This is a genomic window from Paenibacillus sp. FSL F4-0097, from assembly GCF_038593125.1.
Lineage (GTDB): Bacteria > Bacillota > Bacilli > Paenibacillales > Paenibacillaceae > Paenibacillus_AQ > Paenibacillus_AQ odorifer.
Map to the genome: position 1 here is coordinate 628,192 of NZ_CP151965.1, position 22,116 is coordinate 650,307.

Annotated in this window: 22 protein-coding genes; 16 read left to right on the forward strand and 6 right to left on the reverse strand. The window is 45.2% G+C overall.

The features are described 5' to 3' along the window. Positions 1-9 precede the first annotated feature (9 nt). The 10 genes from MHH86_RS02780 (at position 10) to galU (ending at position 8,792) form a co-directional block, all read left to right on the forward strand. Positions 10-198: a hypothetical protein gene (locus MHH86_RS02780; RefSeq protein ID WP_143760483.1), complete on the forward strand. Its 189-nt coding sequence runs from the start codon at positions 10-12 to the stop codon at positions 196-198. A gap of 26 nt (positions 199-224) precedes the next feature. Continuing rightward, positions 225-1,337: an endospore germination permease gene (locus tag MHH86_RS02785; protein WP_036676761.1), complete on the forward strand. Its 1,113-nt coding sequence runs from the start codon at positions 225-227 to the stop codon at positions 1,335-1,337. 225 nt (positions 1,338-1,562) lie between these two features. Further along, positions 1,563-2,081: a DJ-1/PfpI family protein gene (locus MHH86_RS02790; protein WP_038568581.1), complete on the forward strand. Its 519-nt coding sequence runs from the start codon at positions 1,563-1,565 to the stop codon at positions 2,079-2,081. A 23-nt stretch (positions 2,082-2,104) separates the two neighbouring features. Then, positions 2,105-2,731 (forward strand): alpha/beta hydrolase, encoded by a 627-nt coding sequence (locus MHH86_RS02795; protein WP_036676765.1) that lies wholly within the window; start codon positions 2,105-2,107, stop codon positions 2,729-2,731. Positions 2,732-2,749: 18 nt separating this feature from the next. After that, on the forward strand, positions 2,750-3,046 hold the full coding sequence (locus MHH86_RS02800; protein ID WP_036676767.1) for an antibiotic biosynthesis monooxygenase: 297 nt from the start codon (positions 2,750-2,752) through the stop codon (positions 3,044-3,046). 14 nt (positions 3,047-3,060) lie between these two features. Further along, positions 3,061-3,879: an aminoglycoside phosphotransferase family protein gene (locus tag MHH86_RS02805; protein WP_038568584.1), complete on the forward strand. Its 819-nt coding sequence runs from the start codon at positions 3,061-3,063 to the stop codon at positions 3,877-3,879. A 27-nt stretch (positions 3,880-3,906) separates the two neighbouring features. Beyond that, complete coding sequence (locus tag MHH86_RS02810) at positions 3,907-4,452, forward strand: DUF1697 domain-containing protein (protein ID WP_342479625.1); 546 nt, start codon at positions 3,907-3,909, stop codon at positions 4,450-4,452. Positions 4,453-4,658: 206 nt separating this feature from the next. After that, a complete protein-coding gene (locus MHH86_RS02815; protein WP_342479626.1) occupies positions 4,659-6,788 on the forward strand; it encodes a glycosyltransferase family 39 protein in 2,130 nt (709 codons plus the stop codon). 78 nt (positions 6,789-6,866) lie between these two features. Then, a complete protein-coding gene (locus MHH86_RS02820; RefSeq protein ID WP_036676773.1) occupies positions 6,867-7,853 on the forward strand; it encodes a glycosyltransferase family 2 protein in 987 nt (328 codons plus the stop codon). 18 nt (positions 7,854-7,871) lie between these two features. Next, positions 7,872-8,792, forward strand: coding sequence for a UTP--glucose-1-phosphate uridylyltransferase GalU (galU, locus tag MHH86_RS02825; RefSeq protein WP_342479776.1), 921 nt, complete (start codon positions 7,872-7,874; stop codon positions 8,790-8,792). A gap of 393 nt (positions 8,793-9,185) precedes the next feature. On the opposite strand, the gene MHH86_RS02830 is transcribed toward galU, so the two are convergent. The 3 genes from MHH86_RS02830 to MHH86_RS02840 form a co-directional block, all read right to left on the reverse strand. Beyond that, complete coding sequence (locus MHH86_RS02830) at positions 9,186-9,752, reverse strand: FAD-dependent oxidoreductase (RefSeq protein WP_036676776.1); 567 nt, start codon at positions 9,750-9,752, stop codon at positions 9,186-9,188. A 128-nt stretch (positions 9,753-9,880) separates the two neighbouring features. Further along, positions 9,881-11,464: a HAMP domain-containing sensor histidine kinase gene (locus MHH86_RS02835; RefSeq protein ID WP_076141868.1), complete on the reverse strand. Its 1,584-nt coding sequence runs from the start codon at positions 11,462-11,464 to the stop codon at positions 9,881-9,883. Continuing rightward, the gene (locus MHH86_RS02840; RefSeq protein WP_038568592.1) at positions 11,461-12,144 is read right to left on the reverse strand and encodes a response regulator transcription factor; all 684 of its coding nucleotides are present in this window, start codon (positions 12,142-12,144) and stop codon (positions 11,461-11,463) included. Before MHH86_RS02840 ends, MHH86_RS02835 begins: the two co-directional genes overlap by 4 nt. Positions 12,145-12,606: 462 nt before the next feature. Between MHH86_RS02840 and MHH86_RS02845 the strand changes: the two genes are divergently transcribed. The 3 genes from MHH86_RS02845 to MHH86_RS02855 all read left to right on the forward strand — a co-directional run bounded on the left by MHH86_RS02845 (position 12,607) and on the right by MHH86_RS02855 (position 17,529). Further along, the gene (locus tag MHH86_RS02845) at positions 12,607-13,770 is read left to right on the forward strand and encodes a glucose-1-phosphate adenylyltransferase (protein ID WP_038568594.1); all 1,164 of its coding nucleotides are present in this window, start codon (positions 12,607-12,609) and stop codon (positions 13,768-13,770) included. A gap of 122 nt (positions 13,771-13,892) precedes the next feature. Beyond that, positions 13,893-14,996 carry a glucose-1-phosphate adenylyltransferase subunit GlgD gene (glgD, locus tag MHH86_RS02850; protein WP_036676786.1) on the forward strand — a complete coding sequence of 368 codons (1,104 nt, stop codon included), beginning with the start codon at positions 13,893-13,895 and terminating at the stop codon, positions 14,994-14,996. A gap of 100 nt (positions 14,997-15,096) precedes the next feature. Continuing rightward, on the forward strand, positions 15,097-17,529 hold the full coding sequence (locus tag MHH86_RS02855; RefSeq protein WP_038568597.1) for a glycogen/starch/alpha-glucan phosphorylase: 2,433 nt from the start codon (positions 15,097-15,099) through the stop codon (positions 17,527-17,529). 86 nt (positions 17,530-17,615) lie between these two features. Here the strand turns inward: MHH86_RS02855 and MHH86_RS02860 are convergent, their stop codons facing one another. Continuing rightward, positions 17,616-18,095, reverse strand: a complete 480-nt coding sequence (locus MHH86_RS02860; protein WP_036676791.1) for a GAF domain-containing protein — start codon at positions 18,093-18,095, stop codon at positions 17,616-17,618. 228 nt (positions 18,096-18,323) lie between these two features. Between MHH86_RS02860 and MHH86_RS02865 the strand changes: the two genes are divergently transcribed. From MHH86_RS02865 to MHH86_RS02875, 3 genes are all read left to right on the forward strand, one after another. Next, positions 18,324-18,602, forward strand: coding sequence for a hypothetical protein (locus tag MHH86_RS02865; RefSeq protein ID WP_326047095.1), 279 nt, complete (start codon positions 18,324-18,326; stop codon positions 18,600-18,602). A 187-nt stretch (positions 18,603-18,789) separates the two neighbouring features. Then, a complete protein-coding gene (locus tag MHH86_RS02870; protein WP_076105960.1) occupies positions 18,790-19,344 on the forward strand; it encodes a GNAT family protein in 555 nt (184 codons plus the stop codon). Between the two features lie 30 nt (positions 19,345-19,374). After that, positions 19,375-20,883: an MDR family MFS transporter gene (locus MHH86_RS02875; RefSeq protein ID WP_076101386.1), complete on the forward strand. Its 1,509-nt coding sequence runs from the start codon at positions 19,375-19,377 to the stop codon at positions 20,881-20,883. A 458-nt stretch (positions 20,884-21,341) separates the two neighbouring features. Here the strand turns inward: MHH86_RS02875 and MHH86_RS02880 are convergent, their stop codons facing one another. Then, positions 21,342-21,602, reverse strand: a complete 261-nt coding sequence (locus MHH86_RS02880) for a hypothetical protein (RefSeq protein ID WP_143760482.1) — start codon at positions 21,600-21,602, stop codon at positions 21,342-21,344. 35 nt (positions 21,603-21,637) lie between these two features. Beyond that, positions 21,638-22,105 (reverse strand): MarR family transcriptional regulator, encoded by a 468-nt coding sequence (locus MHH86_RS02885; RefSeq protein ID WP_036676802.1) that lies wholly within the window; start codon positions 22,103-22,105, stop codon positions 21,638-21,640. Positions 22,106-22,116 lie beyond the last annotated feature (11 nt).

Sequence of the window (22,116 nt, forward strand, 5' to 3'; positions counted from 1 at the left end):
GTGGTGGTCATGTTTATCTATGTAGTAATTGTTTTAATTGATCCTTATGGTCTGTGGAAGCAGGGGATGAAGCGGGATTTTTATGTTTCTTCTGCATTATGTCTAATTTCATTCTGTATTGCCTTTGCATTGGCAATGAGATGGTCGATTCCTAGTCCGTCACCATTCCTTGTGTATTGGATCAAGAAGCTATTCTAGGTATTAGCCTAAAGGGAGAATAGAGTATGAATAAAGAGATCATATCAACAGGGCATGCTATTAGTATTGCTGTCTTATTTATTATGGGGACTTCAATATTTATGGGCGTACCGGGACAATCCGGTAACAGTAACTGGATCGCCGTATTGTTAGCTATGGTGCTGGTTGCCCCACTTTTGCTGATATATGCCAGACTCCACGTCCTATTACCGGGTAAGGATCTATTTGATATGTTGATTACCGTGTTTGGCGGAATCCTGGGTCGAATCATCTCCACTCTCTATATATGGTATTCCTTTCATTTGGGGGCACTAATTATTAGAAACTTTGGAGAATTCAGTCGCACAATTACCTTAACGGATACCCCTATGTTAGCACCTATGATATGTCTGGGACTATTATGTGTTTGGGTGGTTAAGGCGGGGATTGAAGTGATGGGGAGAAGCGCTAAGCTTCTGTTGCTGTTTGCTGTATTTGTTAATTTAGTACTGATAACACTCGCCTTTTCCAGACTGGAATATCATCATTTACTTCCTCTGTTGGACAAAGGCTGGCAGCCTTTATTAAGCGACACTCTGGGTACTTTTTCTTTTCCATTTGCGGAGATTGTAATATTTCTGGGAGCATTCAGTAATTTATCGGACAAGAGCTCAATACGGAAGATATTATTTGGTAGTCTAGTAATTTCAGGGGTGATTATCATTATGGCTACTTTGCGTAACCTGTTGATGCTGGGTCCTGAAGTTCTATCCAGTTTATATTTTCCCGCTTATGTGTCTGCTGGCCGTATTAATGTAGGTGATTTTCTGACCCGAATTGAAGGTTCATCGGCAGTTGCTTTTGTAATCACTACTTTTATCAAGACAAGTTTATGTCTGTATGTAGCGAGTAGTGGGATAGCAAAAGTACTCAAGCTCAAGAGTTACCGCTCTGTTGTGCTTCAGATGGGACTACTCATGATCTATTTTGCGGATTTTGTGTACAAGGATATTATGGAAATGTACTATTTTTCTTACCATATTTATAAAATATACGCCTTTCCTTTTCAGGTGATTATTCCACTGATGTTATGGATTTGCGCTGAAATTGTTGTGAGCCGGCGTAAAAATAAACAGCTAGCGCCGCAGTCGCAGCAATAGCTCTAATAGGAGGATACAGGTGTCTCGTAAGCCTTAAAGTGGCTGGTTGCCCGTGTCTTTTTTTATTTCGTTTTATTTGATCACATTTACGCTTTTAAAGCCGCGGGAAATGTGCAAATAGCGTCCTCTGAGTCCGTAAGTTTCAGGAGAAGGCGATGATGCTATAATGATAGATACATAGATAGAGTTTACTTTTTTATTGAGAACAGGGGAGCTGATCTATCATTGAATACATATATTCTTATATATGATAGCTTTGTGCAGTTTGAGGTTACATTGGCAGCTTATTTTATGAAAACAAAGGGCGAGGTCTATACCTTAAGCTTGGAAGATAAGGCGTTAATCTCCTGCGAGGGTTTTTCTGTGAATCCATCAGTATTGGTTGAAAATGTGGACGTTAGCACCATAGATTTATTGATTATCCCTGGTGGGGAAACAGATAATTTAATAGGGCAGGAGGCTCTATTAGATTTAATCAGAAGCCTGAATCGAGCAGGAAAAGTCATCGCGGGCATTTGCGGTGGGGTATCCATTCTTAAGGCTGCCGGAGTACTGGATGGTAAGGTTTATGTGGACAATGAATCTGGGGTATCTAACGTCTTTGTCGATGGAACAATCATTACCGCTAAACCGAATGGATATGTAGACTTTGCGCTTGAAATTGGGCGAATAATGAGTATCTATAAAGATGAGGCAGATTTGCAAGAAACGATAGATTTCTTTAAACATTTTAAATCCGTCTAAGGAGTAGAAGAGGGGAAACATGTATGAACGTTAGCAATATCATTATGTCCTCTTATTGGGGTAGAGAGGTTAAACATAAATATATCACCCAAGGGTCCAAAGCGCTGGCTGTTATTTTTCCGGGTAAAAATTATTCAGCTGATCGCTCTCTGCTAGATTATGCGGCTAAAGCTGCCCGGGAGCATAATTGTGATGTTCTGCTTTTAGAATATGGTTACCAGAGTGCAAGGGTGGATTTCAAACGTGAAGAAATGAGTATTATCATTGAGGAATGTAAAGCTGTGATCGCTTCTCTTCCGGATTATAAGAGATTTCTTTTTATAAGTAAAAGCATGGGCGCTGTTATTGCAGGTAGAATAGCTGAAGAGCTAGAAATACAGAAGAAGACGTCTCATCTATATATCACCCCGTTGCCTGAGGCGGTGCCGCTGATTCAGCGGAGTCGTGGTACTGTAATCTATGGCGGCAGTGACCCCTTATTTGGTCAAGAACATTCCGGTGAAATTAGTGGGCTGAATCATTTGAAGGTGTATAGAATCGATGATGCTAATCATTCGCTGGAGGTAGGCAGTGTCAATGAGTCACTAGCTATACTGTTGGTCATCATTAATTTCTATCATGAGTTTTTCCGTGATGCTTTAAATACATAACTTTAGGAGATGATGATTGTGATTTTGGAAGCTGCGATGCTGCAAGTAAAGCCTGGTTTGACTACTGAATTTGAGCAAAGCTTCAAGGAGGCGTCAAGTTTAATCTCCTCGATAGAGGGTTATATGGGCCATGAATTACAACATTGCTTGGAGGATGATCATAAGTATCTGTTGCTGGTGAAGTGGAGAACGCTTGAAGACCACACTGTTGGTTTTAGAGAATCCAGCCAATATCAGGAATGGAAAGCACTCCTTCACCATTACTACGACCCATTTCCGGTAGTTGAGCATTTTACCCGCATTAATCTGGACTAAATGGAGGATACCGAATGAAGGCGAAGCTTGTTGGGGAAGGCAGAACAGCGGAGATCTGGCAACATGACGATCAGAGGATTCTTAAATTGTACCGGGAGGATATAGCAGAGCAACACGTCAGCCGGGAATATAAAATCAGCCGGTTTGTACATGCGCGGGGTGTTCGGACCCCTCAGCCTTTTGAGCTTATTACTGAACAGAATCGACAAGGTATCGTTTTTCAACAAATTCAGGGTCCCTCTTTACTAAAGGTGATGGGTGAGAAGCCTTGGAAAGTTACCCAATATGCCAGGCTGATGGCGGGGCTTCATTGTGATTTGCATAAGCTTGAAACTACAGAGGAAATCGGCCAGCAAAAGGATATGCTGAAAAGTCAGATCATGGTTGCCCCTATGCTGAGCGAAGAGGAAAAATCCGTCATTTTGAAGTATCTGGAGAAGCTGCCGGAAGGCACTCGTTTATGTCATGGGGATTTTCATCCCGACAATGTGCTTATGGATGAACAGCTCTGGGTGATCGACTGGATGACGGGTGTAGTGGGAGAACCTGCTGGAGATGCTGCGCGTTCCGTAGTGATGTTCAGTTTGGGAGCTATGCCTCCGGGAGCTTCTGCCTTCTCCAAATTAATGTTAGGTTTTATAAGAAAAAGATTAACTAAGGGATACATTCAAGAGTATCTCAGATTATCAGGACACACTTATGAGGACGTAGACCGCTGGATTTTGCCGATCGCGGCCGCGCGTCTGGTGGAGGGGCTTTCGCCTCCAGAGAAGGAGCTGCTGGTAAAAGAAGTTCGTAAACGTCTACACACCTTAGCCGCAGAGGTAAGCTGATCATGGCACAAAACGGAGGCGTATTCTATGACTACCTATATAGCGCTGCTGCGTGGAATTAACGTCGGCGGGAACAAAATTATTAAAATGCTGGACCTGAAGGCGATTTTTCAGACTCTTGGATTTGCAAATGTACGAACGTATATTCAGAGCGGAAATGTCGTATTTGAGAGTGATGAAGGTTCGGTGAGCCTGCTTAGCGGAGTCATTGAACGTCAGATTCATGAGGTTTTTGGATTCGAGGTCTCTGTTATTATCCGTACTTTAGCGGAGATGGAGAACGTGATCGCTAACGATCCCTTTCAGCTCTCCGAGCCAGAGGAATTCAAAAGATGGTATGTTACTTTTTTACCAGCCGAGCCTTCAGCGGAAGCATTGGATAAACTGCGCACTTATGAGAATGGACCGGATAAGGTGCGTTTTGTCGGCAGAGAGATGTATATATTATATGAGGTCAGTGTGAGCCAATCGCCGCTTTTTAAAGTCCCTTTTGACAAAATACTCGGGATGCCCATTACCGCACGCAACTGGAACACGGTGAATAAGCTTGTTGCCATAGGCAAGATGGAATAACATAGTTTGGATTGAAAAGAGTACCGAAAGGCTCCACATTGTGGGGTCTTTTTTGCGTTCTGGCAGCCTCATTTATTCAGCAAACATTCAGCTTGCACTCATTGAGAGTTAAGGTATGGATGAAATAATACACCTACGGAAAGCTTGGGCCGGAGTTACAGAACTGCCGGCATATAGAATGATCAAGGGATAGGAGTGAAATGGAGATGAGTTTTGCTAGAAAAATAAGCTCGGATCTTATACTGTGGCTCATTTTAATACTCGCTGCTTTTTTGTACGGTTATGGAGTTTGGAATGACCACTATGTGAATACATACTACACCACTGCCGTGGGAAGTATGCTGCAAAACTTTCATAATTTCTTCTTCGCTTCACTCGACTCTGCAGGTTCAGTCACGGTGGATAAACCACCGGTCACCTTTTGGATTCAGACTCTTAGCGCACTCATTTTCGGGCTGCATGGCTGGAGTGTAATTTTACCTCAGGCGCTTGGGGGCGTGGGCTCCGTGTTGCTCGTATACCTTCTGGTTAAACCTACCTTTGGTAAAGCAGCAGCACGTTTAGCAGCGCTGGCCATGGTAACAACTCCAGTAGCGGCGGCTGTTAGCCGGACGAATAACATTGATGCTTTGTTAGTATTCACGTTACTGTTGGCGGTTTGGTTTTTATTTAAAGGAACGAAGAGTAATAAGCTGGGCAGTCTCCTTGCCGCATTCGCTTTAATCGGTGTTGGGTTTAATGAGAAGATGCTGCAGGCTTATATGGTTTTGCCGGCTTTTTATCTCTTTTATGTCTTGGCTGCGAAAGTGAACTGGAAGCGAAAAGCTGGAGTATTAGCGGCCTCGACAGCTATATTACTCGTGGTCTCGTTATCCTGGGCAGTGATAGTGGATTCGATTCCCGCTAGTAAACGACCTTATATCGGCAGCAGCGGTACTAACTCCGTGCTCAATCTTGCCTTTGGTTATAATGGTGTCGCGCGATTGACGGGTGATCGGGGGACAGGTGGTGGCGGAGGTGGAATGCCTTCAATGAATGGTGGTGAGATGCCGAACATGAATGGCGAGATGCCAGCTATGAACGGTGAAAGACCCGCTATGAACGGGGCAGATGCTGAAAATGGTACGGATAGCGGACGTGGAGCATTTTCGGGTCGGCAAGGCATAAATTCAACCTCAGACGGTCAAAATGGCGCCGATGATGGAGGTTCACCAGGGCAACCACCCGGCGGTGGAACAGATAATCAAAACCGGCAATTTGGTGGTGAAGGTGGGGGCCAAAGACAACGCGGCGGCATGAATGGCGGCGGAGGTGGAATGTTCAATACTGGAACCGCAGGTCCACTGCGCCTGTTCCAATCAGAGCTGTCAGGTCAGGCAAGCTGGATGTTGCCTTTTGTATTGTTTGGTTGTATTGGATTATTCGCTAATCTGCGGAGAAGGAACTTTACGCAAGGGCATAAAGAAGCTCTATTCTGGTTAGCATGGCTGGTGCCGGTGATGGGATTCTTCAGTATTGCGGGATTCTTCCATCAATATTATCTGGTGATGATGGCTCCGCCGATAGCCGCGCTGGTCGGTGCAGGCTGGTCAAAGCTCTGGAGTCTGTATCGCGAGCACTCTGGTTGGCTGTCATGGCTATTGCCAGTTGCGACGCTGGTTACAGCAGTTTTTCAATGGTACATTATTCATCCTTATGACGATACGATTGGCAGGGGCTGGTCGATTGGCATTCTGGCTGCCGGTATAGTTGTTTCTTTGGTGCTGGTCGTTCTTAAAGGCAAGCAGAAGCCATTTGTTTTCTCGGCAAGTATTGTCGCTGTACTAGTATTGTTAATTGGCCCGCTCTACTGGGCAGCTACCCCAATTACTTATGGCCTGAATAGCCAAACCCCTGAAGCAGGACCAGGGAGCAGTGAGGGCAGAGGAGGAATGGGCGGCAATTCTAGCAACTTTGGGCGTAATAGCGCCACAAGTGCGAATGAGAGTCTGCTGTCCTATCTGGAGGAAAATAATACTGGGGAGCCTTATCTGTTTGCCGTATTGGATTATGGCACAGCAGCTCCTTATATCGTCGATAAGGGGGCATCGGTTGTTATTCTGAACGGTTTTTCCAATTCGGACACAGTATATACCACAGATACCCTAAAGGCGTTAGTAGAGAGTGGCAAGGTGAAATACTTCCTGCTGAGCAGCGGCGGTATGGGTGGTGGACGTGGAGGGAATTCTACGCTATCTACCTGGATTACCGACAATGGCACAGAGGTTCCAGCAGCGGATTGGGCAGGAAACGACGCTGGCAACAGCGGAACGTTATACAAAGTTACAGTTAACTAGTTCAGTGTTTTAGGATACGAAGCGTGCTAATACATTTGCAGGCACGCTTCAGCATTCAAATTAAAGGAGGAGCTGCTCATGAGTATCAACGTGCGCTATTCCATTATTATACCGATGTTTAATGAAGAGGCAGTCATTCAGGAAACGTATCGTCGTATTAAAAAAGTGATGGCAATGACGGAGGAAGTATATGAGCTGATCTTCGTGAATGACGGCAGCACAGACAACTGTGCCCAGATGATCGAGGAATATAGCTATTGGGATGAGAGTGTGAAGCTGATCGATTTGTCACGTAACTTTGGACATCAGATCGCTATTACTGCCGGAATGGACTATGCCCTTGGGGATGCAGTTGTCATTATTGATGCTGATTTGCAAGACCCGCCTGAATTGATCTTGGACATGATTGCAGAATGGAAGAAGGGGTATGAAGTTGTATATGCTAAACGGGTGAAGCGAAACGGTGAATCCTTATTCAAAAAGTGGACGGCCAGCCTGTTTTATAGAATTCTGCGTTATTCAACCGATATTTCTATCCCTGTGGATACAGGTGATTTTCGGCTCATAGATCGTAGGGTTTGCGAAGAGCTCAAACGTCTACCGGAGAAAAACCGTTTCGTACGCGGACTGGTCAGCTGGGTTGGTTTCCGTCAGAAGGCGATTGAATATGAACGGGATGAACGTCTGGCGGGGGAAACAAAATATCCACTAAAACGTATGATCAAGCTCTCTTTGGACGGAATCACCTCCTTTTCTTATAAGCCGCTGAAGCTGGCAGGATATTTGGGCGCACTGCTGTCGGCTTCTGGTTTTCTGTATCTTATGTATGTATTGTACCTGGTAATTTTTACAGACTCAGTTGTTAAGGGCTGGGCTTCGATGATTGGAATTACGCTGACCTTTAATGGCTTCGTACTCATTATGCTAGGAATACTAGGTGAGTATATCGGCCGGATTTATGATGAAACTAAGGGACGTCCGCTTTATATTGTCCAAGAGTTCTATGAAGGTAAGGGGCAGCAAAAGAATGTTCGTGAGCACCCTGTGACCCATCTCCGTAAATAAACTGCAAGGGAGGGATTCCTGATGAAGATTAGAAAAGCTGTCATTCCCGCCGCGGGCTTAGGCACTCGTTTCCTGCCTGCAACTAAGGCTCAGCCAAAAGAAATGCTGCCCATTGTGGATAAACCAGCGATTCAATATATCGTAGAGGAAGCCGTTCGGTCTGGTATTGAAAGTATTATCATCGTGACCGGCCGTAATAAGAAGTCGATTGAAGATCATTTTGATAAATCGGTGGAGCTGGAGCAGACGCTTCTGGAAAAAGGGAAAGAGGATCTACTTCGTGAAGTCCAGCTAATTAGTGAGCTAGCGAGCATCCATTACATTAGGCAAAAGGAGCCGCTGGGACTAGGCCATGCCATCCTTTGTGCGGAACAATTTATCGGTGATGAACCTTTTGCTGTTCTGCTTGGTGACGATATCATGGTCTCGGAGGACCCGGCGCTGTTGCAGATGATGAGATTGTATGAGCAAGAGGAGCAGACCATCGTCGGTGTGCAGCATGTGCCACGGCAGGAGGTTAACAAATATGGGATTATCTCCTCCAGCGGCTCACTAAATGGAGTTCATGAAGTAAAAGGATTGGTAGAGAAGCCCTCGCCTGAAACAGCTCCTTCAGAGTATGCCATTATGGGGCGATATATTTTGGAGCCTTCGATATTCACAGTGCTGGCTAACCTCGAACGTGGAGCGGGCGGTGAATATCAACTGACGGATGCTTTGCACGAGGTATGCCGGCATGAAGGATTGCTGGCGCTCGATTTAATCGGCAAGCGTTATGATATTGGTGATAAATTCGGTTACATTAAGGCCACGCTGGAGGTAGGTTTGATGCGGGAGGATTTGCGCCCATTATTGGTTCCGTATTTGCAGGAGCTGGGTGCTAGTCTTAAGGGAAGAGAAGAAGAAGTGGACTCCTTGCATCGGAGTATACACAGTTGAGGGAGAGGAACTGTTTCAAATGATCATAACATCGGCTTCGGCGGTGGCATGAGGTTTTGAAGCAGTTTTTTTGCGTGTGGTGTTCAATGGGCAGGTGAGGGACGAGCAAATAGGTGTACTTTATACAATTAAAAGTATGGGGGGACAGCTGCAAATCGATTTAGTTGCACTTGATACATCTATATCTTCACATCTTAGCTATAATGCTCATTTAGCCTGTTTTTAGTTGCATAAAATACACTTAAAACAGCCGTGTGGGTGTTATTGTTTGAAATAGCTGCATCAAGTGCAGTTATTTTAAAATCTCGTAACTTGGTTCTCCTTGGTGACGAAAAAATCCGGAAGACCGATTCCTAAGAATCATCCTCCGGATTATGATTTGAGTACTGAAGATTAAGCTTTCAACACATCATGATCAACGTAACGCGCGCCATTTAACTCGCTAATTACATTAATAGCTACCTTCGCACCATCGCCTGCGGTAATAATGGCATGTACACTTACTCCAGCAACAGTACCAGCAGCCCAAATACCTGCGATATTCGTTTTGCCTTCAGCATCAACGGCTACTACAGTTTTGATTCTTGGCTCTGTACCATCCTTAGTCTCTACGCCAGCTTTGGCAGCTAGATCTGTAAGGGCGCCTGTGGCGAGAATGACATGTTTTGCTTCATAGATAATTCCATCTTCAGTTTCAATGACAAAACCATTGCCGCTGGAGGTGAGGTTGATAGCCTGTTCGGAAACCAGCTCAGCGCCAAATTTAACGGCTTGCTTATGGCCGGTTTCGACCAGCTCAGGACCACCTACTTCGGAAATTCCATAAAAGTTCTCAAACCAACCTCTGCGGGTCATGCCCTTATCGTTGTCGATCAGCAGCGTTTTTTTGCCCGCCTTGGCGGCGAACAGGGCTGCGCTTGCACCGGCAGGACCGGCGCCAATTACGGCGATTTCGTACATGTATTTACCTCCTAAAAGTTTTGTGGAGCGATGCTCCTTAGAATGGACTACATAGCAAAACTGGCAACGAAAGCATACGCTTAAGTTTTGTGGAGCGATGCTCCAGTTCCTCTTAATTATAACGGTTGTTACTGTTCCTTGGCTAATCCTTCCTCACAAGGCAGGCTGACCGTAAATGTTGTCCCCTCGCCGACGGTGCTATTTACACTAATCTTGCCGTGATGCGCCTCGACAATAGATTTTGTGATAGAGAGGCCTAAACCTGATCCTCCATATTTACGTGTGCGAGAGGAGTCACTGCGGTAGAATCGATCAAAGATATGTGGGATATGCTCTGCGGGAATTCCGCAGCCATTATCCCGCACGCTTAAGAGAGCCTGATTTCCTGCGGCTTGTAAAGAGAGATGAATGCTGCCTGCCGCGGCATCGGTATGCTGAACTGCATTGTGGAACAGATTCAGAATCACCTGCTTGAGCTTATAGGGATCATATTTACCACGGATGCCATAGGAGATATCAAAAGTAACTTTACGTTGATCTGCGAGCAAAAGCAGATGCGGCTTCATTTCGTGAATTACCTCGCTGAGAATCAGGTCAGTCATCTGCAGCTGTGGAGCTCCATCCATTCGAGCGAGCAGTAGCAGATCCTCGACCAGCTTATTGATCCGTTTCGATTCACCATGCATGCTTCGCAACGAGTTATATAACTGTTCTTTATTATCGGCGGCGCCCCGCAGCAAGACCTCAAGAAAACCGTGTATTGAGGTAAGCGGAGTTCTAAGCTCATGAGAAGCATCGGCAGCGAACCTGCGCATCTGCTCCTTGGCCTCCCGTTCATTATGAAAGGATATTTCGAGACGTTCGAGCATACCATTGAATGAATGAGCAAGCTTGTCGATCTCGGCCTGTCCTTGGTCAACTGGAAACCGAATGTCCAAATTACCGGCATTAATGATCTCAGCCGATTCTCCCATATTAGAAAGAGGAACTAACGTCTTTCGCAGGGCCGGCAAGTATAGGAATAATCCAGTCAATAAAGCAATCACTGACAAACCTGCGTAGATCAGCAGCTGCTGCATAATCACATCCGTTAATGGCCCCGTGCTCACACTCATTTGCAGCAGCAATCTAGTATTTCCAGGCCTATAAAGATTCATGAATATGGCTAGATGTTCAGTGCCGTCTTCAGCTTGGATGAGCTTGTAATTTCCTGTTGCCCTATCTGTGGTGTGAATCAGCAGCGCATCGTATTGCTCATTGGTCAGCCTGGGTGCTGCTATATCTGAGAGGGTCAATTGCTGTAAATCCCTGAAGGTGCCATCCGAGCTGTACATGGCGAGAGTTGTATGGGCATCAAGCAGAAGCGGGCGCCGGTTCTCGCCAGTTCGCAGCCCACTTGGCATTTTATTCATGTCTTCTCTTTCCATCGGGAAATTGCTGTTAAACTCGTTGTTCGTGTCATTTATACCTGTGGTGTCCTCGTCATAGGAATTAAAAAAGTTGAAAAACATCTCACGGGGGACAGAACGTATTTGCGCTTCCATAGACTCCGCTCTATTGCTGTATATAAAATCTCGCATAAGGATATATTGTAAAACTCCAATTAGCAGCAGCAATCCTGATAGAATGAGCAGCGATGTGGCAAGCAGCTGTTTACGCAGGGAACGTGGTGCAGGTAGTCTGCGAAGCCATCTGAAGATGGGAGTGCTCATAGATCCACCCGGTAGCCTGCGCCCCGCAGGGTACGGATAATACGGTGCTCCTTATCTCCGAGCTTCTCACGAAGCGAACGGATATAGACCTCAACGATATTTTCCTCACCGCCAAAATCATAGCCCCACACTTTATCAAGAATCATAGGCTTGCTGAGTACAAGGCCGTGATTGATAACGAGATACTGCAATAACTCGTATTCCGTAGGGGAGAGCTCAAGTACTTCTTCCCTGAAGCGAATTTCCTTTCGCCGGCTGTCAATTCGGAAAGGACCGCAGCGGACCTCGCCTAGCAGCCCCGGAAACTGATTCCGCAGCCGCGCTTGGATCCGCGCTAGTAATTCATCAAAGCTGAAGGGCTTGACCATATAGTCGTCAGCACCAATAGAAAGTCCCTTTACGCGATCATCCACTTCGTCTTTAGCAGTAAGCATGATGACAGCTACCTCTGTCTCTTCCGAGCGCAGATAGTGACATACCTCGAATCCATCCATACCCGGCATCATAACATCCAGGATAGCTACATGGGGCTTGAATTCAGCTGCAATTGAAATGGCGCTTAGCCCGTCCGACGCGGTTCGTACTTCAAAACCTTCGTTAAGGAGACCCAGCTCCAGGAACTGTAATATATGAGGCTCATCATCTACGAGCAGAAGTCGAACTCCTTGTACTGCTTTCATCATAGGTTCCTCCAAATCGGTGATAGATAGCTTCATTATGCCATATCCGGTTGAATGTTTGCTGAAGACCGGATGATTCTTTTTCTAGAATAAATGAGTGAATTTCTTTCACATGGCTTTAAATTGGTTAATCTAGTTATAAGGAATATTAACGTGTTTAATGACAAACAGGGTTAAAAATTCCGGATTTTCGGAATTGCGATAAAGGGTTTTGACGAAGAATATAGAACACTTTACAATAAGGATAATCTCCTGATTTTGGAGAATGCTCTCCCTATTTTAGGTTAGATCATCCGAACGTGTAAAATTTCCTTCCTCGTTTTTTCAACTTTGTCATCTTCCTATCAAGGCTCATTTCTTTCTGGTGTATTTCTTTTCTAATTCACTTCTTTCTGGAATTCTGTTCATTCATCCTAGGTTTGCTGAACTTTATATTACCCATAAGTCAAGGGAGGCTTTTCCATGAAGAAAAAAGAAATGGTAGCCATGCTATTGGCTGGAGGCCAAGGCAAAAGATTGAAAGGTTTAACCAAATCGCTTGCCAAGCCCGCTGTCTATTTTGGGGGCACTTATCGGATCATCGACTTTCCTTTAAGTAACTGCTCCAATTCGGGTATTGATACTGTCGGTGTATTGACACAGTATGAGCCACTTATACTACATTCTTACATCGGAGTAGGCAGTGATTGGGATTTGAACCGTAAGAATGGTGGAGTATTCGTATTGCCACCGCATGAACGTGAGAATGGAAGCAGCTGGTATCGGGGAACAGCCGATGCGATTTATCGAAATCTTAAATTTGTAGATCAGTTCGACCCCGAGCATGTCCTTATTCTATCCGGTGATCACATTTATAAAATGGATTATCATGCTATGTTGCAATACCACAAGGAGAGAAACGCAGATTGCACGATTTCTGTGATTGACGTTCCGCTGGAGGAAGCAAGTCGATTTGGAATCTTAAATACGGAGGACGATCTGAAAATTTACGAATTTGAGGAAAAGCCTGCACAGCCAAAAAGCACGCTAGCTTCTATGGGTGTGTACATCTTTAAATGGGAAATTCTCCGCAAGCATTTACTGGAGGACGGAGAGAATATAGGATCATCTCACGATTTTGGTAAAGATATCATTCCTTTGATGCTGGAAGACGGGAACTCTTTATTTGCGTACCCTTTTGAAGGGTATTGGAGAGACGTTGGTACGGTAGCAAGCCTGTGGGAAGCGAATATGGATTTACTGAGCGATAATCCACCGCTTAATCTAAATGATCCCAGCTGGCGCATATTTACACGCAATCCGAATCAACCTGCCCAATATGTCGCACCTGGGGCGAAAGTGTCAGGATGCATTATTAATGAAGGCTGCATTGTGCATGGTGAAGTGAAGCACTCGGTTCTTTTTTATGGCGTAGAAGTAGGTGAAGGCAGTGTGATTACGGACTCCGTAATTATGCCTAAGGTTAAGATTGGTAAGAACGTACGCATTCATAAAGCGATTATTAGTGAGAATACGGTAATCGACGATTATATGGAAATAGGCATCGAGCGGGAGAACGAGAACGAAATTCTGCTGATCGACAATAAAAGCAAGAAACGTAAATCAGCTGTGGCCAAAACCATATAATCAAGCTAAAACGCCTTCGGCGTCCTTCTAGGGACGGTAAGCGTTTATGCGAGATTTATAAGGATAAAGTATATAGTGAAACTTATACTTTCTTATAAATTATAAGAGGACGGTGGATTCCGATGAAGCAACTCATGGGTGTAATTAATCTGGATCATGAACTCGATAAACTAAATGAACTCACTTATTTCCGCTGTGGTGCAGCCGTACCTTTTGCCAGTCGTTATCGGTTGATAGATTTTGTGCTTTCCAATATGATGCGTGCGGATCTGGAGAGTGTGGGCCTGTTTGTTCGCCGTAAATACCGTTCTTTAATGGACCATTTGGGTGACGGGAAATCTTGGGATATGAATCGCAAGCATGGGGGACTATTTATTTTGCCTCCGGACTGGAATGATCCCACCGATACTTCTCTTGGCGACCTTCAGCATTATCATAATAATCTGGATCTTTTTAAACGGGGATCTGCTAAATATATTGTGTTTTCCGGTAGCCAGCATATTAATACTATCGATCTCCAGGACTTGTACAGCTATCATTTGGAGAAGGGTGCCGACGTTACAGTAGTATACAAAAAAATAGAGCAGTTGCAGCCAGAACATGAGTTATGCCAGCGTATTGAAGTGGACGAAGAGAATAATGTGACCAATATCCATCATGAGAAGGATCATCCCAATTTATATCTCGATATCTTCATTATGGAGAAAAAACTGTTCCTGGAGCAGGTGGAACATTGCATTGCACATGGTGAGAGTTATTTTTTCCGTGATGTGATTCAGAAAAACCGCCATAAATTCAAAATCGCTGCTTATGAGTATCATGGCTATCATGCCGTAATTAATTCATTGGAAAGCTATTATAAGAATAGTCTGGAGCTGCTTCAGCAGGAGAATTACTTTAGTCTGTTCAAAGAAAGTCCCGTGCAGACGAAGATTAAATATGAGGCTCCTACCCGATATTTAGAGAGTGCAAATGTCAGCAATTCACTGGTGGCTAACGGCTGCATTATAGCTGGAACGGTGGAGAACAGCGTGATCTTTCGTGGGGTTCAGGTACGTAAAGGAGCGAAGATCATCAACTCTGTTATTATGCAGAAGTGCATTATAGAGGAAGATGCTGTTATTGAGAATGTGATCATGGATAAGGACGTACATTTAAGTAAGAATCGAATTCTCGTCGGGGATAGTAAACGTCCATTTGTGATCGCCAAGAGCAGCAAAATATAAACCAACTGGATTAGATGAAACGAAACAGTATAACCTATCTGATCTACAGGCATAGTCTAATGCATCCCTAAAAAAAGCTTTTGTCAGGAGGAACCTGCTGTTGTTTAACGATAAAGAAACTTTCAAACAGGTGTTTCGCGAGACGCTCATCAGTAAATTGGGCAAACCTTTGGAGGAAGCCTCGAATGCTGATGTCTATAAAATATTAGGCAACATGATTCGCGAGAATGCCGGGAAAAATTGGGCGGATACCAATCAAAAGTACAAGACGGATAAGGATAAGCAGGTATACTATTTTTCTATGGAGTTTCTGATCGGAAGACTTCTGGGGAACAATCTGCTGAATATGGGCGTGCTGGAGGTCGTGCGTGAGGGATTGGCCGATCTTGGTTTCTCGCTGCAGGATATTGAGGAGGTAGAAGCCGACGCTGGGCTTGGCAATGGAGGACTTGGACGTCTAGCTGCTTGTTTCTTGGATTCACTGGCCTCCCTGCAATATGCGGGGCATGGTTGCGGTATACGTTATAAATACGGCTTGTTCGAGCAGAAAATCGTTGACGGGTATCAGGTGGAACTGCCCGATTACTGGCTGCAAAATGATAATGTATGGGAAGTGCGTCGTGAAGACAAGCAGGTAGAAGTAAGGTTCTGGGGCGTGATTGAGACTCGCGAGGAGAACGGGCGGCTTATCTTTGAGCATAGTCAATATGAGGCCGTTCGTGCAGTTCCGTATGATGTGCCTATCATTGGTGCAGATCGGCGGCATGTGAATACACTGCGCAACTGGAGTGCGGAGTCCATCACCCAGCCAGCGAGAACATTTGGCTCTTTTGCGGGTTCAGACTATCATAAATTCCTGGAATATAAGCGTTCCGTAGAATCCATCTCGGAGTTTCTGTATCCGGATGATTCACAATACGAAGGCAAGCTGTTGCGGTTGAAGCAGCAATACTTCCTCTGCAGTGCTGGCCTGCAAAGTATTCTGCGAACCTTTGGAAAGCTTGGACTCCCTATACAATCGCTGCCCGACAAGGTTGCACTTCATATCAATGATACACATCCGACGCTTGTAATCCCTGAATTGCTGCGGATTCTGATGGATGTACATGGATTAGGATGGGATGAGGCGTGGAGTATTACAACTCGTATGGTGTCCTATACTAATCATACAATCTTGAGCGAAGCGCTGGAGAAATGGCCTATTCAAATGGTCAGGGACTTGCTTCCACGTATTTTTCTTATTATTGAAGAGATCAATGCCCGCTTCTGCGGCGAGCTGATGAGCCGTTATCCCGGTGATCAGGACCGGATTTCACAGATGGCGATTATTCATGACGATCAGGTTCGCATGGCCCATCTGGCGATTGTGGCGAGCCATAGTGTCAATGGGGTAGCGGCGCTGCATACAGAAATATTGATGAAACGCGAAATGCGGCTCTTTAATGAAATGTACCCGCACCGCTTCAATAATAAGACGAATGGGATTACTCACCGGCGTTGGCTGATGCATGCCAATCCGGATCTGGCTAACCTAATCAATCAATCGATAGGAACCCGCTGGATGAGCCATCCGCAAGAGATGATTGGCTTGATTAAATATTGTGAGGATGCTTCCTTCCAAGAACAAGTGGCCAGCATTAAACGGCGGAATAAGCTCAAGTTGGCTGAATACATCTACAGCAAGCATTCAGTACATGTAGACCCCGACTCTATCTTTGATGTTCAGGTGAAGCGCCTGCATGCTTATAAGCGGCAGCTGCTTAATATTTTGCATATTCTGCATATGTACAACCAAATCAAAGATAATCCTTCGATGGATATGGTACCGCGCACGTTTATATTCGGAGCAAAGGCGGCACCAAGCTATCATTTGGCGAAGCGAATTATCAAGCTGATCAATACTGTGGCAGAGGCTGTCAACAAAGATCCGGATGTTAGAGGCAAGATTCGTATCTTTTTCCTTGAGAATTATTCGGTATCTTTGGCCGAGAAAATCATTCCTGCTGCGGATATTAGTGAACAGATCTCTACAGCGAGTAAAGAGGCCTCCGGTACGGGGAATATGAAGTTTATGATGAACGGTGCATTGACCGTAGGTACGATGGACGGCGCTAACGTGGAAATGCATGAGATGGTAGGGGACAACAATATGTTCCTGTTCGGTCTTCGCGCTGAGCAGGTAATGGATTATTATCAGCATGGCGGCTATCACGCACGTGATATCTACAATGGGGATAGTCGTGTGAAGGAAGTATTGGATCAGTTGGTTAATCCGGGACCTATATGCTGTCATGGTGCGGAGTTTGAGACCATTTTCCATTCTCTTTTGGATAATAACGATGAATTCTTTGTGCTTAAGGATTTCGCAAGTTATGTCGAGACTCATGTCGAGATTGACCGGGCATACCGCAACCGTCAGGAATGGCTGAAGAAGTCTATTATAAATATTGGTCATTCCGGTAAATTCTCTAGCGATAATACGATTAGCCGCTACGCCGCGGAGATTTGGAATATCAGTCCGGTACGGCTATAGGCTCAACAAGATTAGGCTGTCTTATAAGTAGGAGATTCCTACAAATGAGACAGCCTATTTCTTATGCTTTATAAGGCAGAGCTGCTTTAGATAACTTCCGATACCAGGGCAGCGAACCGCTCCAGGAACCGGCGTTCCTCATCATCAAAACGATCTTTCAGCGGACTGTCGATATCGAGTACGCCAAGCAAACGATCATCCTTGATCAGCGGGACAACAATTTCGCTGTTTGAAGCGGCGTCACAGGCGATATGTCCCGGGAATGCATGGACATCTCCAACTACTAGCGTGCGTCGTTCCGCAGCAGCCGTTCCGCAGACTCCACGAGACAACGGGATGCGGATGCAGGCAGGAAGACCTTGGAAAGGTCCGAGCACAAGCTCCTTGCCATCAAATAAATAAAAACCGGCCCAATTCGTATCCGGCATAGCGTGTTTAAGCAGTGCCGAAGCATTGGCCAGGTTGGCCGTAGCACTTGGTTCGTCCTTTACTAATGCTTCTAGTTGGATTAGAACCGCTTCAAACTGCTCGTTGCGTGTTCCATCGTAAGGCATAGCTTGAAACATGAAGCATCACCTTCCTGTACTTTAAATTCAAATATGAACTCATAACTGTAATTATCAACATAGTACAGCTAGACATGATACGTCAAGCGACAATACCAATCTGTAACAATATGGAATGTTCCTTGAAGTCCATGAAATGCGCAACAGCCACAATAATGTTTCCGAGGATCGGTCAGAGGGTAATGCTAGTATAAATACCGAAGGCTATATAGCCGGAAGAGGTGGAATATGCGCGCTGATGTACAGAACTTGTTCATAGGAATTCATATGCTTTATTGTGCACGGGATAAAGATGTGACGATCTCAGAGATGCTGCTCGGACTTGAAGATCTGGGGTATCGTGTAGGAGAACGCGAAGTGAAACAGGAATTGGAAAAGCTGACACTGGACAACTTTCTGACTGCCCATACCGAAGGGTACAGTATTACGGGGACTGGAATTGAAGAGTTCAAGGATATTCGAGCCAAACTTCAGGTGTTATGCAGTGAAGTTATTCATGAAGCGTAATGAAATCATTGTAGTTAAGTTTAATAAAAAGCGTCTGTATTAAGGGAGTGTATGCCCCCTGATGCAGACGTCTTTTTATGTTAACGCGTAGAATTTGTTCTTTTCAATGTTAAAGAATTTAGAACTTTTATCTTAAGGATATACTCTTGAATGATGTATAATTGATAAGTTGAAGGGGGGCAGAGATTTGTATATCTGCAATGGAGTGATACCCACACTGGTCGGCAGTAGATTGAAGCTGTGCGCTATGACTACTGAGCATGCTTCAGCATTATATCAGATCTGGTCTCATCCAGAGGTCACCCGCTGGCTGGGGGCTCCAGCATTATCCTCTATAGAAGAGACTAAGCAACTGATTGCTTTTTTATTACAGATGGCTCAGGAAGAGGAGAGCTTGCGCTGGAGTATTGTAGGACCCGAAGGTGAAGTTATAGGGAGCTGCGGTTATAACTATTGGCAGTTGCAGGGAGCTTACCGCGGGGAAATTGGCTGCGATCTGGCGCCTGCCTTTTGGGGACTTGGATATATGAAAGAAGCGCTTGGTTTAGTGCTCGACTTCGGCTTTAATAGGATGGGGCTGAATCGGATAGAAGCGCTGTGTCATCCTGATAATAATCGTGCGGAGAGGCTGGTTCAAACGCTCGGCTTTCAGAAGGAAGGTATACTGCGTCAATATCGCCAGACACCTTCCGGCTTTCAGGATGTGACCCTACATGCGCTTCTACGTGGGGAATGGGAATGATTTTATTACATAAAGAGAGGGTTTGGAACATTGAAGTCAACAGGGGATTTAGAACGTAAATTAATACTGATAGGGGTGCTGCTAGCTACCTTTCTAGCTGCGATTGAAGGAACGGTAACAGGACCAGCGGGTCCAGCTATCGTAGGTGAATTTCAGGGAATGCAGTGGCTTAGCTGGATATTCACTTCTTATTTGCTGGCAATGGCTATTACTACTCCTATTTTCGGCAAAATCAGTGATCTCTTTGGACGCAAGCCGGTGTTCATGTGGGGAGCAGCTGTTTTTTTATTAGGCTCGTTATTATGCGGTATTTCGCAAAGTATGGAGCAGCTGATCCTGTTCCGGGCAATACAGGGGATTGGTGCGGGTGCGCTCATTCCAATGACCTTTACCATCATCGGGGATATTTACAGTATCGAGGAGAGAGCGAAGACACAAGGATTACTTAGCTCTGTATGGGGGATTTCCTCTTTGGTAGGTCCTCTTCTTGGGGGATATGTAGTAGATTACCTAAGCTGGCGCTGGGTATTTGTTTTTAATCTGCCATTCGGTTTATTAGCAATGGTATTTATTGCCCGTTATCTGAAGGAAGAGAAGGTACGTCGGAAAGCACAAATTGATGTGGCAGGGGTGCTGCTGTTCGCTGCTGGTATGGGCGCATTGCTCTTCGGTCTCTCCACAGGTGGACAGAATCTGGAGTGGACATCCCCACTGCTAATCGCAACTCTAAGTGTGGCTGTTATCCTGCTAGTCTTATTTTTCTTTGTGGAGCGTCGTGCTCCTGAACCTATGTTGCCGCTGGGTCTATTCTCGAACCGCAACATAGCGGTGTCTACTGGCGCTAACCTGCTGGTAAGCACATTAATTATTGGGCTTTCTACGTATGTGCCATTATGGGTGCAGGGTGTATCCGGAAAAAGCGCCGCCATCTCAGGTTTGCTATTGGCGCCGATGTCGGTAGGCTGGATGTTTGGTTCGATCGCCGGAGGGCGGATGATTCTAAAAGCGGGTTCGCGTCGAACCGCAATGCTTGGGTTGATTATGATCGCTGCCGGGGCTATTGGCCTGGCTTTCTTAACAGGTGAGTCTTCACAGCTGCTGCTTTTATGCTTGATGCTGGTCTGTGGAGTTGGCTTTGGGTATTCTTCTACAGTCTTTACGATTATTGCGCAGTCCTCTGTTGCGTATGAGCAACGGGGAGCATCTACAGCGCTTAATGCGTTCACGCGTTCTTTAGGACAGACTGTTGGGGTGGCTATTTTTGGTTCCTGGCTGAACTTGAATATTGATAAGCTGTTAAGAAAACAACCGGATTCGAACATCTCAGGGGATGATATTAATAAGCTGCTTGGATCGCATGCAGGAACTAACCTGTCTGGGGAAGTATCAAATAGTCTGCGTGATGCCCTTGAAGGTGGTCTTCATTCATTATTTATCGTAATGGCAGTTTTCGCTGTTTTGTCGCTGATAATATCCTGGGGTTTGCGCAAGGGTGTGCCTTCAGTAGAGGATGCTACATCGTCCTTGAAAAAGGCATAACTTATTAGGTAGATAGCGTGTTAAAGTGGTTGAACCATACGAATTGACTCTTGGAGTGGCGTACGGAGTGACACATAGAATGACGCATGGAGAGACACATGGACTAACGGACGGAGTAGCACATGGAATCACGCACGGAATAACGGACGGTGGCACGCCAGATTGATGTAACCTCTAGAGTAGAGAGTCGATGGAAGCAGTGGATAGACGCGTTTAGTTGTATTTCGTACAACTATAATCCTGCTGGTAACTTTTTCAATGGATATAGCTGTATTTAGTACACCTATTTTCTTGATTTACTCGCCTAGGGGTGGTTTGTCTGGTTTTTAATTGTACAGAATACACTTAAAGTTAGAATGAGCGGATTTGCATACGAAATAGCTGTATAGAATGCAGTTATTCCCTAAGTTACTGCTCAGGTTCATCAAGATCCGGCGCTGAAAATATAGCGAGTTACATCAAAAGTGAATTTTACCGAGAGCGATAGTAACGGTCAGCTGAAAGGGACGCCCAATCGGAAGCGTGCTTGCAAGTCCTGCCGAATAAGGATGACTATGATCCGAGGGTTGCCAAAAGCGGACCTCAAAGTCCGTCTTCGGCATCGACTTACCGATCATCTGCTCAAGTAAGCCGGCGCAGAACAAAAAAACCAATAGGCGATTCTCAAATAAATCGGAGAATCGCCTATTGGTTTTCTTTTTAACATTAACAGAAATCAATAACAGCTTGTCTGTAACACATAAACAAGGGACTCTTACTTACGGGGAAGAGGGGATAGCTTCTCAGCTTGTAGACCCATCTTTTTGAGGAGAACAATCATTTGTTCCTTCTCATCATCATTCAGACCGCTGAAAGCAAGATGCAGGCGTTCCGAATATTTCGGATACATCTCATTCATGAGACGTTCACCTTCCGTAGTCAGCTCCGCAAAAATCACACGGCGGTCGCTCGGACAAGGCTTACGCTGCAAATAGCCGCGTTCCTCAAGCTTATCGATTACGTAAGTAACGTTGCCGCTTTGCAGCAGCAGCTTGGCGCCAATTTGTTGAATGGGTTGTGGTCCCTTATAGTACAACACTTCCATAACGGCAAAGGCAGTCGGATTAAAACCTTCAATTTTGCTGCCGGTAACAGCATGTTCATTAATGCTCTTAAAAGATTTGGCAAATACCCGGTACAAATGTAGTGTTAATTGCGTATCACGTTCGTAAGATTGTATCATGCTTCTCCACC